Source organism: Rhodoferax sp. (assembly GCF_028689305.1).
Classification (GTDB): domain Bacteria; phylum Pseudomonadota; class Gammaproteobacteria; order Burkholderiales; family Burkholderiaceae_C; genus Rhodoferax.
In genome coordinates, this window is the sequence record NZ_JAQTWM010000002.1 from 93,363 (window position 1) to 105,723 (window position 12,361).

Genomic DNA, 12,361 nt, shown 5'->3' on the forward strand with positions numbered 1-12,361 from the left:
ATCACTTCGTTGATCCAATAAATAGCTGCTTAGCCCTTATGAAATAAAGGTCAGCAGCTATTTTTTTGATAGTAATCTGGCAACTTGATGAAAACCTTGAACATCATTGGTGGTGGCCGCGTGGGACAGACCCTGGGCCGCCTGTTCCAGACCGCTGGTCTGTTCCAGGTACAGGCCACACTGACACGCTCCAGGGCCAGCGCTGAACACGCCGTGGAGTTCATTGGGGCGGGTCAAGCCTGCACCAGCCTGGCGGCGATGCCGGCAGCCGATGTCTGGATGCTGGCGGTGTCCGACCAGCAGATTTCGGTGGTGGCTGCTGAACTGGCGAGGCTTGCCCCTGCCCGGCCTGCTGCCCTGGCCTTTCATTGCAGTGGCGCCCTGGACTCGACCGAGTTGTCACCCCTGCGCCAGTGCGGCTGGTCTGTGGCCAGCGCCCATTGCCTGCTGAGTTTTGCCCGGCCCGAACTGGCGCTGGCACAGTTTGCCGGCACACCCTGCGCACTGGAGGGTGACGCTGCCGCACTTGACCTGCTGGATGCTGTTTTCACTGTCGTGGGCGGCCAATGCTTTCGCTTGGCAGCCCAGCACAAACTGCGTTATCACGCCGCTGCCGTGTTTGCCACCAACTTTCTGCCGGTGCTGCAGGATCTGGCGGAACAACTGTGGCAGCACAGCGGTATGCCCGACGCTCTGGCGCAACAGATGCGCGAACGCCTGTTGCGCCATGCCGTCAACAACATCGTGGCGCTGGGACCCAAGGCCGCGCTAACTGGCCCGGCAGCGCGCGGTGATCTGTCCCTGGTGGCTGCCCAGGGGCAGTCGGTCACCCAATGGAATGCCGATGCCGGACAGGCCTACCAGGCGCTCAGCCGTCTGGCTGGCAAGCTGACGCACTCCTGAGTTCCGGCGATCGTGGAATTGGCCGGTTTTTGTAAAATTTGGCACCGCTTCTGACCGTCGTTGATGATTTTGAATGTCGTTTTTGACACTCCTGTCACCCATTAGAGGGCAAGTGCTGTTATATTGCACTGCAACATTTTTACAAAAGGTATTTTCGTGCTCTACAAACTCTACGAAACCCAGCGTTCGCTGATGGAGCCATTCACAGATCTGGCCCAATCTGCCGCAAAAATCTACGCCAATCCACTCTCTCCGCTGGGTCAGCACCCGTTGTCGCAGCGTATTTCTGCTGGCTACGATCTGCTGCACCGGCTGGGCAAAGACTACGAAAAGCCGGAATTTGGTCTGCGTACCGTCGATGTGGACGGCATTGAGGTGGCTATCCATGAGCGCGTTGAAATCAAGAAGCCCTTTTGTGAACTGCGTCGCTTCAAACGTTTCACCGATGACGTCAACACCTTGACCAAGCTCAAGGACCAGCCCGCTGTGCTGATTGTGGCGCCGCTGTCTGGACACTATGCCACCCTGCTGCGTGACACCGTCAAAACCATGCTCAAGGACCACAAGGTGTACATCACCGACTGGACCAATGCCCGCCTGGTGCCGATGTCCGACGGTGAATTTCATCTGGATGATTACGTCAACTACGTTCAGGAGTTCATCCGCCACGTGCAGCGGCGCTACGGCAATTGCCATGTCATGAGTGTCTGCCAGCCCACAGTGCCCGTGCTGGCTGCCGTGTCGCTGATGGCCAGTCGGGGGGAAACCACACCGCTGAGCATGGTCATGATGGGGGGCCCGATTGACGCCCGCAAATCACCCACGGCGGTGAACAACCTGGCCATGAACAAGAGCATCGAGTGGTTTGAACACAATGTGATCTACCGCGTGCCCACCCGTTTCCCGGGTGCCGGCCGCAAGGTTTACCCCGGTTTCCTGCAGCACTCGGGTTTTGTGGCGATGAACCCGAGCAACCATGCCCGCAGCCACTACGACTACTTCAAGGACTTGATCAAGGGTGACGGTGCCAGCGCCGAAGCCCACCGCAAGTTTTATGACGAGTACAACGCCGTCCTGGACATGGATGCGCCGTACTACCTGGAGACCATCAAAACCGTGTTCCAGGAGTTCAAACTGGTCAACGGCACCTGGGACGTGAAAGGTGTGAATGGCAAGGTGGAGCGCGTCCACCCTGAGGACATCACCAGTACAGCGCTGCTGTCGGTAGAAGGTGAGCTTGACGACATTTCCGGTTCGGGCCAGACGGCTGCGGTGCACACCATTTGCAGCGGTGTCGACAAATCCATGCAGCAGCATCTGGAAGTGGAAGGTGCTGGCCACTACGGCATTTTTGCCGGTCGCCGCTGGCGCGAGGTGGTCTACCCGAAGATCCGGGCCTTTATTCAGAACCACCAGGCTGTGCCCCCCATGGCCGAGGCCCATGAAGCGCCTGTGACGCCGAAGGCCACAGCCAAACGGACCACAGCCAAACGCAGCAGCTCTCCCAAGGAATGACGGATCTGGCCGCCAAGATTCTGGCGGTGCTGCCGCAAACGCAGTGCACACGTTGCGGTTATGCGGATTGTGCTGCTTACGCCCAGGCACTTGCCACCGGCAGCGCCAACATCAACCAGTGCCCGCCCGGTGGCGCGGACGGTGTGACGCGGCTGGCAGCCCTGACCCAGCGCCCACCCTTGCCGCTCAATCCAGATCACGGTCTGGAGGGCCCGCGCACCGTGGCTTTCATTGACGAAAACTGGTGCATTGGCTGCACGCTGTGCATCAAGGCCTGTCCAGTGGACGCCATCGTTGGTGCCAACAAGCTGATGCACACAGTGATTGAACCCCATTGCACTGGGTGTGAGCTGTGTCTGCCCGTGTGCCCGGTGGACTGCATCTTGCTTGAAAACGTCTCCGGCACCGCCACCGGATGGCAGGCCTGGACCCAGGCGCAGGCTGATGAAGCCCGTAGTCGCTACGAATTCAGTAGCTATAAACGCAAGCGGGATGCGGGCGAGAATGCCAAAAGGCTTGAAGAAAAAGCCCGTCTCAAGCTCTCGGATCTGGCGGCTCATTCACAACACACCGACCCGGTCATTCTGGACAAGAAACGCGCCGTGATTGAAGCTGCCCTGGCCCGAGCGCGGGCCAAACGTGGCGCAGACCCTGCTCCCGGCTAAGTCCGCTGGCGCTCGTCAGTTCGCCAGATTCTTGTAGACCCCACAGCCCACGGCCATGTCATCGGCCAGCTCCACATAAGACATCTTGGACTGCACCCGTCCGGTGGTCGGGTTGTTGATGTCATACTCAACCCAGCCCGGCTCCCGCGCAGCCTGCTGGTAAATGGCATGGAGCAAACCCGCTCCATCAATGCCGGGAATGTCCTGCACCCGGGTGCCGACCTTGGATGGGTTGCCGCCAAAAGCCAGGTAGGTGCCTTGTTTGTCCAGCACAAACACGTACATGTCCCGGTCAAAAAAGCCCTGGTTGCGGTCGGTGATGTCACGCAAAAACGTGTCTCGCGAACCGGTGCGGTGCCAATGCTGCATGGCACGGGTCACCAGATCGACCGCTTCTTCTGGCGTGCCCTGCTGTAGCTTGAACAGGGCAAATCCCTCAACCAGCGTCGCGGCCCGGTATTTCAGGTTGGTGGACTGGGCCACGGCGTGTTCGACCATCTGTGCATTGTGCTGGGTGATCTGGTCGAGCTGGCGTACCGCAGAAGTGATCTCACTGAGGCCATGGCTTTGCTCCGCACTGGAATTCGAGATTTGCGCCATATTGGCGGCAACATCCCGGATACCGGAAACAATGCGCGTGATCTGATCACCCGCCTGGCGAATGCTGGTGACACTGGTGCCCACCTGGGTGGACGATGTGCCAATAAGCTGGCGAATTTCCTTGGCTGACTCCGCCGAGCGCTGCGCCAGCGAGCGCACCTCGCTGGCCACCACGGCAAAACCACGCCCCGACTCGCCGGCCCGGGCCGCCTCGACAGCGGCGTTGAGCGCCAGGATATTGGTCTGGAAAGCCAAACCGTCAATCACACCAATGATTTCTTCCATGCGTTTGGCGCTGCCCTGGATCAATTCGATCGATGCAATCGCCTCATTCATGGCACGCACACCATCCTCGGCCATGTCACGCACACCTGCGGCACGGGTGTTGGCGTCACCGGCCATGCGGGCGTTTTCATTCACCGCCGTGGACAAATCTTCAACGCTGGCGGCAGTTTGCTCAAGGCTGGCGGCCTGCTGTTCGGTGCGATGGGAGAGTTCCTGATTACCAGTGGCCAGACTGTTGCCGGCATGGGACACAAAGGCGGCATTGCTGCGGACATTGGCCACCATTTCCGAAATGCTGGTGCTGAGCTTGTAACTGGCATCAAGCAAGGCGGCTACTTCGTCATGCCCGCCCAACACGGGTTTGAAGCGCAAATCACCACGAACCAGATGATGCAAGGCTTCGTCAACCCGCGCCAAGCCACGGGCCAAGGCCAAATACAAGGCCAGAGCCAGATACAGGGTCAGGCCGGCGCCCAGCAGCGCCAGCCAGAACCCGACACTGTCTGATACCGTCAACGCGAGTCCCATGGTCACCATGAACATGATTGACAGCAACAGAAACCGGGCCGCCAGCCCCAAACGTGACAACAGCCACCAGCCCGGGATCATCATCACTTTAAACATCTGGCCTTCCTTGCATTTCTGTGAGCGCGGCGCCATCATACAGTGCAGTTATCCTTGCCTGCCCCGTGCTGCTGCCAACACTGGCAGCAGAAAATCATTCAAGCGAGTGCCGTAAACGCCCGGATGACTTCGGGTGGTGCCTGCACCAGCTCAATCAATACCCCCTCGCCTGCAATCGGGAACTCTTCATTGGCCTTGGGGTGCAAAAAACAGATGTCAAAACCAGCGGCACCCTGGCGGATACCGCCGGGTGCAAAACGCACACCCTGGGCGCTGAGCCACGCCACCGCCGCGAGCAGGTCGTCAATCCACAGCCCCACATGGTTCAGTGGTGTGGTGTGCACAGCCGGCTTCTTGTCGGGGTCCATGGGTTGCATCAGGTCGACCTCGACCTTGAACGGCCCACTGCCCATGGCGCAAATGTCTTCGTCGACGTTTTCACGCTCGCTCTGAAACGTGCCGGTAACCTCCAGCCCGAGCATGTCGACCCAGAGTTTTTTCATCTGGTCCTTGCTGGTGCCTCCGATGGCGATTTGCTGGATACCCAGAACCTTGAACGGGCGCTGGTTGGTCTGGCTGCTCATACAAACTCCACAATCGGCTGGTCCACCGTGAGACTTTCCCCCTTGGCCGCCAGCACCTTGCCTACCACACCGTCCGCCGCGGCAAACAGCACGTTTTCCATCTTCATGGCTTCGATCACGGCCACCCGTTCCCCGGCCAACACCTTCTGCCCCACCTGAACGGCCACATCCACCAGCAAACCAGGCATGGGAGAGAGCACATAACGGCTCATGTCTGGCGGGGCCTTGAAGGGCATCAGGGCATGCAGCTCGGCCATGCGGGGCGAGACCACCAGCACATCGATGCGGGTCCCGTTGTGCTGCAGGCGCAGCGCCAGCGGGTTTTTCGGGGTCCCCCGTTCCACCTGAGCGGTAAACGGCTGGCCATTGCAGGTACCGGTGATACAGACATCATTGAGCCGGGAATCGCTGTGAATTTCATAACTGCTGGCCCCCATCCTGATGCACGCCTGCCCGGTTTCACCGGCAAATTCATCCACATGCACGGGGGTGTAGGCATTGCTACCATCCGGACCCAGTGTGACCACCACATAGTCGCTGCCAACATTCACCGCGTAGCCAGGCAGCTGACCACTCAACCCGGCGGCGCGCACGCGGGATTTGCGACGCACAAACGCAGCCAGTGCAATCAGGAAATGGGGGTCCTCATGCGGCACATCCTCGGCCCGGAAGCCGCTGGCGTAGTTTTCGGCAATGAACCCGGTATTGAAATCGCCGGCAACAAATTTGGGATGAGCCAGCAAAGCAGCCTGGAACGGGATGTTGCTGCTGATGCCGCGAATGACAAAACCGTTCAGGGCTTCGCGCATCTTGGCAATGGCATCGAGCCGGTCAGTGCCGTGCACAATGAGCTTGGCGATCATCGAGTCGTAATACATCGGGATCTCGCCACCGTCCTGCACACCGGTGTCGACCCGCACGCCAAACCAGTCCAGGGTGTTGGCCTGGAACATGGTCTGCCTGGGCGGTGTAAAGCGCACCAGGCGGCCGGTGGAGGGTAGGAAGTTGCGGAACGGGTCTTCGGCGTTGATGCGGCATTCGATCGCCCAGCCGTTGCGCTTGACTTCGGCCTGAGTCATGGGCAGTTTCTCACCCGCAGCCACGCGGATCATCAGTTCCACCAGATCCAGCCCGGTGATGCACTCGGTGACCGGGTGCTCCACCTGCAGGCGGGTGTTCATTTCCAGGAAGTAGAAGCTCTGGTCTTTGCCGACAACGAACTCGACCGTACCCGCGCTCTGGTATTTGACGGCCTTGGCCAAGGCCACGGCCTGCTCGCCCATGGCCTTGCGCGTGGCGTCGCTGATGAAGGGGCTGGGGGCTTCCTCGATCACCTTCTGGTGACGGCGCTGGATGGAGCATTCGCGCTCGTTGAGGTACAGCACGTTGCCGTGGGCATCACCGATCAACTGGATTTCGATGTGACGCGGCTCTTCGACGAACTTTTCCACAAACACACGGTCGTCGGCAAAACTGTTGCGGGCCTCATTGCTGCAACTGGTGAAACCTTCAAAGGCTTCCTTGTCGTTGTAGGCCACACGCAAGCCCTTGCCACCACCACCGGCGCTGGCCTTGATCATCACCGGGTAGCCAATGCCTTTGGCAATTTCAACGGCCTTTTCAGCCGATTCAATGGCGCTGTTGACACCGGGAATGCAGTTGACACCGGCCGAACCGGCGAGTTTTTTCGACTCGATCTTGTCGCCCATGGCCGCCATCGAGTAGTGCTTGGGGCCGATGAAGACAATGCCCTCTTCTTCCACCCGCTTGGCAAATTCAGCGTTTTCACTGAGGAAGCCATAGCCGGGGTGCAAGGCTTCAGCGCCGGTTTGTTTGCAGGCGGCGATGATCTTGTCTGCCACCAGGTAACTCTCGCGGCTGGCGGGAGCCCCAATGTGCACAGCTTCGTCAGCCAGCAGCACATGGCGGGCGTCACGGTCGGCATCCGAATACACAGCCACGGTCTTGATGCCCATCTTCTGGGCGGTGCGAATCACACGGCAGGCGATTTCACCCCGATTTGCGATCAGTATCTTCTTAAACATGTTCTTGTTCTCCTCGGGTCTTAAAGCGGAATGTTGCCGTGTTTGCGCCACGGGTTGTCGAGTTTCTTGTCCTTGAGCATGACCAGGCTGCGGCAGATGCGTTTACGCGTTTCACTGGGCAGGATCACGTCATCAATGAAGCCACGGGCCCCTGCCACAAACGGATTGGCAAAGCGGGCCTTGTATTCGGCCTCCTTGGCGGCGAGTTTTTCGGGGTCACCCTTGTCCTCGCGGAAGATGATTTCCACCGCGCCCTTGGCGCCCATCACCGCGATTTCGGCGTTGGGCCAGGCAAAGTTGACGTCACCGCGCAGGTGTTTGGAGCTCATCACGTCATACGCGCCGCCGTAAGCTTTGCGGGTGATGACGGTGATCTTGGGCACGGTGCACTCGGCGTAGGCGTAAAGCAGCTTGGCCCCGTGTTTGATGATGCCGCCGTACTCTTGGCTCGTGCCTGGCATGAAACCGGGCACGTCGACAAAGGTGATGACCGGGATGTTGAAGGCATCACAAAAGCGCACAAAACGTGCGGCCTTGATGCTGCTCTTGATGTCCAGGCATCCAGCCAGCACCAGCGGCTGGTTGGCGACGATGCCGATGGTCTGGCCGTCCATGCGGCCAAAGCCGATGATGATGTTCTTGGCGTATTCGGGTTGCAGCTCAAAAAAGTCGCCATCGTCGACGGTTTTGACGATCAGCTCTTTCATGTCGTAAGGCTTGTTGGGGTTGTCTGGCACCAGCGTGTCCAGGCTATGCTCCATCCGTCCGGCCGGATCACCACTCTGGCGCACCGGGGCTTTTTCGCGGTTGTTCAGTGGCAGGTAGTTGTACAGGCGGCGCAACATCAGCAGCGCTTCGACATCGTTCTCAAACGCCAGGTCAGCCACGCCGCTCTTGGTGGTATGGGTGATGGCGCCGCCCAGTTCCTCCGCGGTGACATCCTCATGGGTCACGGTCTTCACTACTTCGGGGCCGGTGACGAACATGTAGGAGCTGTCCTTCACCATGAAAATGAAGTCGGTCATGGCCGGGCTGTACACCGCGCCCCCGGCGGATGGTCCCATGATCATGCTGATCTGCGGAATCACGCCGCTGGCCATCACATTGCGCTGAAACACGTCGGCATAACCGCCAAGAGAAGCCACGCCTTCCTGAATGCGCGCGCCGCCCGAGTCGTTCAGGCCAATCACCGGTGCACCAACTTTCATCGCCTGGTCCATGATCTTGCAGATCTTCTCAGCATGGGCTTCGGACAAGGCGCCGCCAAACACGGTGAAGTCCTGGCTGAAGACAAACACCAGGCGACCATTGATCATGCCGTAGCCGGTGACCACGCCGTCACCGGGGATCTTGTTGTCTTGCATGCCGAAGTCTGAGCAGCGGTGCTCGACAAACATGTCCCATTCCTCAAACGTGCCCTCATCAAGCAACACGTCCAGGCGCTCGCGAGCGGTGAGTTTGCCTTTCTTGTGCTGGGCGTCAATGCGTTTTTGTCCCCCGCCCAAACGGGCGAGTTGGCGCTTCTTCTCCAGTTGTTCCAGGATGTCATGCATGGTGGTTGTCTTTCTTGGGTCGGAAAAATGGTTGAAAATAATTGCTATAAATTAGATAGCTGTCAGCGCTTATTTCTTCTGGGCTGAGAGCATATTTCTTGCTGCAGTTGAGGCCGCCATGCGACCTTGCAGAACCTCCTGGGTCAGCGTCGGCAGCATGGCCTGCACCGCCGGGTGCTGGCGAAACGCCTGTTTCAAACCGGCGTCAATATGTTCCCACATCCAGGCCAATGCCTGGTTCTGCCGGCGCGTGAGCCACTGACCATGGCCGGTCTGCAGTGCCTTGAACTCCAGCACCTTGTGCCAGAACACGTCCACCCCCTGACCCAGCAAGGCACTGAGTTGAATGACCTGCGGGTGCCAGATATGCGTGTCATGATGGGCATGGTCGGGGTGGCCATGCAGCCCCAGAAGACGCAGCGACGAGGTGATCTGGGCCTGCGCCCGGGTAGCGGCACTGGCATCAATATCTGCCTTGTTGATCACGACCAGATCGGCCAGCTCCATCACACCTTTCTTGATGGCTTGCAAATCGTCGCCGGCGTTGGGCAATTGCAGCAGCACAAACATGTCAGTCATGTCGGCAACTGCGGTTTCGCTCTGGCCCACACCCACGGTTTCGACGATCACCACGTCGTACCCTGCCGCCTCGCAGACCAGCATGGCCTCGCGGGTTTTTTCGGCCACACCGCCAAGCGTGCCGCTGCTGGGGCTGGGGCGAATAAAGGCCTTGTCGTTCACCGACAGGTGCTCCATGCGGGTTTTGTCACCCAGGATGGAGCCGCCAGAGACGCTGCTGCTGGGGTCCACCGCCAGCACCGCCACGCGGTGACCCTGACCGATCAGGTACAGGCCTAGCGCTTCAATAAAGGTGGATTTGCCCACGCCGGGCACGCCGCTGATGCCCAGGCGCAGCGCCTTGCCGGTGTGGGGCAGCAAGGCGGTCAGGAGCTCATCGGCCTGCACGCGGTGGTCAGCGCGGGTGGATTCCAGCAACGTGATGGCTTTGGCGATGGCGCGGCGCTGCTGGGCACCGCTGCCTTGCAAAATAGGCTCCAGCAAGTTCATTCCAACGCTCCCTGAGTCAGCGACCAGCGGTAATCCAGGTCAAACTCGGACTCGCCCACTTGAACAAAACCATGACGCAGGTAGAAACGATTGGAGGCACTGTGTTTCAACGCGGACAAGGTGATGTCACAGCCTTGTCCCGCCGCCTGTTCCTTGGCCCAATTCAGCGCCCACGCGCCGATGCCTTGACCTTGGCAGGCCGGCCGGATATAGAGGTGATCCAGGTGTAGTGCGTGCAGCCCAGCACCATCATCCGGGCGCAAGGTGATGAAACCAATGCGCTGACCGTCCAGATTGATGTGCTGCATGTGTTCGGGCTTGAACCCAGCCGCGAGGCGCTCGCGTGCCCGAACCGGATCAAAACGCCCAAGGCGCTCCAGGCTCGGTCGCAGAGCCTCCATACGCAAGGCCACCATGTCGTCAAAATCGACAGTGGCAACGGGGCTCAAGGTTGGCATGGTGGCGGTCATCACTCACAAAATCTCAAACACACGCCCATCCGGCAGGCGGTAGCGGGAAAAGTCACGCACATCCAGCGTCATGATGCGGTTGATTCCAGTGTCTGCGGCCAGCCAGAACAGGGAAGCATCAGCCAAATCCATCTCGGTGTGTGGCTCTTCGGTGTACTGACGCATGAATTCGACCATGCTCTCCAGGGTTTCCTGATCAAACGGGTAAATCGTGACCCCGCCTGCGGCCACCCAACGTAAAAAGGCGAAGCGCCGTGGCAAGCCCAGCAAGTAGCTGGCTTCTGTGACGCAGGGCCAAGTGGATGCCAGCATCCAATGTTCGTTGGAGGCTTGCTCAAACAGGCCAACGTAGTGCGCCTGCTGCGGCTGGTCGTGCCCAAACAAGGCCACCAGGGCACTGGCATCAACAAGTGCCGCTGCAACCATGCTTGTCCTTGAGTTTGTTCAGCAGTTGAGCGCGGGAGGCTTCGGTGTCATAGGGCTGCTCATGCCCTTCAAATGATTTTGCGGCCAGGCGCTCGCTGGCCACGGCTACCGGGCCATAGGCACGCTGCTCTTCTTCTGCCACGATGGTTTTCATCAAAGCATGCGGGTCGCGCTTGCCCAGTGCCATTTGCACGGCATTGATGACAAATTGCGACTTGGTCAGGCCCTTTCGCTTGGCGGCAAGCTCCATTTCTTTTTCGAGCAAGGGGTCCATGCGAACGGAAATCGCCATGATCTACTCCTATTGAAATACGGTATTACAGTGTAACGACACGAATTTCAAACAGCCAGCGCTTTCTTGATCTGCTCCAACACATCCTTGGCGCTGGCCGGAATCGGCGTGCCAGGGCCGTAGATGCCTTTGACACCAGCTTCATAGAGCATGTCGTAATCCTGGCGCGGAATCACACCGCCAACGAAGACGATGATGTCGTCAGCGCCCTGCTTTTTCAACTCGGCAATGATGGCGGGCACCAGGGTTTTGTGGCCGGCTGCCAGTGTAGAAACGCCCACGGCGTGCACGTCGTTTTCTATCGCCTGGCGGGCGCATTCTTCGGGGGTCTGGAACAACGGCCCCATGTCCACGTCAAAGCCCAGGTCGGCAAAAGCGGTGGCCACCACTTTGGCACCGCGGTCGTGGCCGTCCTGGCCGAGCTTGCTGATCATCACCCGGGGGCGGCGACCCTGTGCTTCGGCAAAAGCGGCAATTTCTTCCTTGAGCTTGTCCCAACCTTCGGCACTGTCGTAAGCGGCTGCGTACACACCGGTCACCTTTTGTGTATCGGCGCGGTGGCGGCCAAAAGCCTGCTCCATCGCGTCGCTGATTTCACCCACGGTGGCACGCGCGCGCACCGCCTTGATGCTCAAATCCAGCAGGTTGCCCGTGCCGGTTTTTGCTGCATTTGTGATAGCTGCCAGCGCTTGTTCTACCTGGGCTGCATCACGTTTTTGTTTGATGACTTTGAGGCGTTCAATCTGCCCGTCACGCACCGCCATGTTATCGATGTCGCGGGCTTCAATGACATCTTCGGTCTTGAGCTTGTATTTGTTCACACCGACGATCACGTCGCGGCCAGAGTCAATGCGGGCCTGCTTGTCCGCAGCGGCAGCCTCGATCTTGAGCTTGGCCCAGCCGCTATCCACGGCCTTGGTCATGCCGCCCATGGCCTCGACCTCTTCGATGATGGCCCAGGCGGCATCGGCCATGTCCTGGGTCAACTTTTCCATCATGTACGAACCGGCCCAGGGGTCAATCACGTTGGTGATGTGGGTCTCTTCCTGGATGATGAGCTGGGTGTTGCGGGCGATACGGGCGCTGAACTCGGTCGGCAGGGCAATGGCTTCGTCGAATGAATTGGTGTGCAGCGACTGGGTGCCGCCAAATACCGCCGCCATGGCCTCGATGGTGGTGCGCACCACGTTGTTGTAGGGGTCTTGCTCGGTGAGGCTCCAGCCGCTGGTCTGGCAGTGGGTGCGCAGCATCAGGCTCTTGGGCTTTTTGGCCTCAAAACCCTTCATGATGCGGCACCACAGCAGACGGGCAGCGCGCATTTTGGCCACTTC

General features: G+C 59.4%; 12 protein-coding genes. 3 read left to right on the forward strand and 9 right to left on the reverse strand.

Annotated elements, in window-relative coordinates; translation table 11 throughout:
- The first annotated feature begins 87 nt into the window (after window positions 1-87).
- From PHW99_RS01010 to rsxB, 3 genes are all read left to right on the forward strand, one after another.
- Window positions 88-903 carry a Rossmann-like and DUF2520 domain-containing protein gene (locus PHW99_RS01010; RefSeq protein ID WP_300172839.1) on the forward strand — a complete coding sequence of 272 codons (816 nt, stop codon included), beginning with the start codon at window positions 88-90 and terminating at the stop codon, window positions 901-903.
- A gap of 156 nt (window positions 904-1,059) precedes the next feature.
- Window positions 1,060-2,418, forward strand: coding sequence for a polyhydroxyalkanoate depolymerase (phaZ, locus tag PHW99_RS01015; protein WP_300172841.1), 1,359 nt, complete (start codon window positions 1,060-1,062; stop codon window positions 2,416-2,418).
- Window positions 2,415-3,083: an electron transport complex subunit RsxB gene (gene rsxB, locus PHW99_RS01020; protein ID WP_300172843.1), complete on the forward strand. Its 669-nt coding sequence runs from the start codon at window positions 2,415-2,417 to the stop codon at window positions 3,081-3,083. The genes phaZ and rsxB overlap by 4 nt, the downstream gene beginning before the upstream one ends.
- A 15-nt stretch (window positions 3,084-3,098) precedes the next feature.
- Here the strand turns inward: rsxB and PHW99_RS01025 are convergent, their stop codons facing one another.
- The 9 genes from PHW99_RS01025 to PHW99_RS01065 all read right to left on the reverse strand — a co-directional run.
- The gene (locus PHW99_RS01025; RefSeq protein ID WP_300172845.1) at window positions 3,099-4,592 is read right to left on the reverse strand and encodes a methyl-accepting chemotaxis protein; all 1,494 of its coding nucleotides are present in this window, start codon (window positions 4,590-4,592) and stop codon (window positions 3,099-3,101) included.
- Between the two features lie 98 nt (window positions 4,593-4,690).
- Window positions 4,691-5,176 carry a VOC family protein gene (locus PHW99_RS01030; RefSeq protein WP_300172847.1) on the reverse strand — a complete coding sequence of 162 codons (486 nt, stop codon included), beginning with the start codon at window positions 5,174-5,176 and terminating at the stop codon, window positions 4,691-4,693.
- Window positions 5,173-7,221, reverse strand: a complete 2,049-nt coding sequence (locus PHW99_RS01035) for an acetyl/propionyl/methylcrotonyl-CoA carboxylase subunit alpha (RefSeq protein ID WP_300172849.1) — start codon at window positions 7,219-7,221, stop codon at window positions 5,173-5,175. The genes PHW99_RS01030 and PHW99_RS01035 overlap by 4 nt, the downstream gene beginning before the upstream one ends.
- A gap of 20 nt (window positions 7,222-7,241) precedes the next feature.
- Window positions 7,242-8,774 carry an acyl-CoA carboxylase subunit beta gene (locus PHW99_RS01040; protein WP_300172851.1) on the reverse strand — a complete coding sequence of 511 codons (1,533 nt, stop codon included), beginning with the start codon at window positions 8,772-8,774 and terminating at the stop codon, window positions 7,242-7,244.
- A 69-nt stretch (window positions 8,775-8,843) separates the two neighbouring features.
- On the reverse strand, window positions 8,844-9,842 hold the full coding sequence (gene meaB / locus PHW99_RS01045; protein ID WP_300172853.1) for a methylmalonyl Co-A mutase-associated GTPase MeaB: 999 nt from the start codon (window positions 9,840-9,842) through the stop codon (window positions 8,844-8,846).
- Window positions 9,839-10,300, reverse strand: coding sequence for a GNAT family N-acetyltransferase (locus PHW99_RS01050; RefSeq protein ID WP_300172855.1), 462 nt, complete (start codon window positions 10,298-10,300; stop codon window positions 9,839-9,841). The genes meaB and PHW99_RS01050 overlap by 4 nt, the downstream gene beginning before the upstream one ends.
- A gap of 15 nt (window positions 10,301-10,315) precedes the next feature.
- Window positions 10,316-10,738, reverse strand: a complete 423-nt coding sequence (locus PHW99_RS01055) for a PIN domain-containing protein (protein WP_300172857.1) — start codon at window positions 10,736-10,738, stop codon at window positions 10,316-10,318.
- Window positions 10,716-11,030, reverse strand: a complete 315-nt coding sequence (locus PHW99_RS01060; protein WP_300172859.1) for a hypothetical protein — start codon at window positions 11,028-11,030, stop codon at window positions 10,716-10,718. Before PHW99_RS01060 ends, PHW99_RS01055 begins: the two co-directional genes overlap by 23 nt.
- A gap of 47 nt (window positions 11,031-11,077) precedes the next feature.
- A partial coding sequence (locus tag PHW99_RS01065) for a methylmalonyl-CoA mutase family protein (protein WP_300172861.1) occupies window positions 11,078-12,361 on the reverse strand: 1,284 nt, incomplete at its 5' end.

Excerpts from the sequence above, each read along its gene's own strand:
- PHW99_RS01050 (WP_300172855.1), bottom strand. The coding sequence starts at position 10,300 with ATGCCAACCTTGAGCCCCGTTGCCACTGTCGATTTTGACGACATGGTG.
- PHW99_RS01035 (WP_300172849.1), bottom strand. The coding sequence starts at position 7,221 with ATGTTTAAGAAGATACTGATCGCAAATCGGGGTGAAATCGCCTGCCGT.
- PHW99_RS01060 (WP_300172859.1), bottom strand. The coding sequence starts at position 11,030 with ATGGCGATTTCCGTTCGCATGGACCCCTTGCTCGAAAAAGAAATGGAG.
- meaB (WP_300172853.1), bottom strand. The coding sequence starts at position 9,842 with ATGAACTTGCTGGAGCCTATTTTGCAAGGCAGCGGTGCCCAGCAGCGC.
- PHW99_RS01040 (WP_300172851.1), bottom strand. The coding sequence starts at position 8,774 with ATGCATGACATCCTGGAACAACTGGAGAAGAAGCGCCAACTCGCCCGT.
- PHW99_RS01025 (WP_300172845.1), bottom strand. The coding sequence starts at position 4,592 with ATGTTTAAAGTGATGATGATCCCGGGCTGGTGGCTGTTGTCACGTTTG.
- PHW99_RS01010 (WP_300172839.1), top strand. The coding sequence starts at position 88 with ATGAAAACCTTGAACATCATTGGTGGTGGCCGCGTGGGACAGACCCTG.
- PHW99_RS01030 (WP_300172847.1), bottom strand. The coding sequence starts at position 5,176 with ATGAGCAGCCAGACCAACCAGCGCCCGTTCAAGGTTCTGGGTATCCAG.
- PHW99_RS01055 (WP_300172857.1), bottom strand. The coding sequence starts at position 10,738 with ATGGTTGCAGCGGCACTTGTTGATGCCAGTGCCCTGGTGGCCTTGTTT.
- rsxB (WP_300172843.1), top strand. The coding sequence starts at position 2,415 with ATGACGGATCTGGCCGCCAAGATTCTGGCGGTGCTGCCGCAAACGCAG.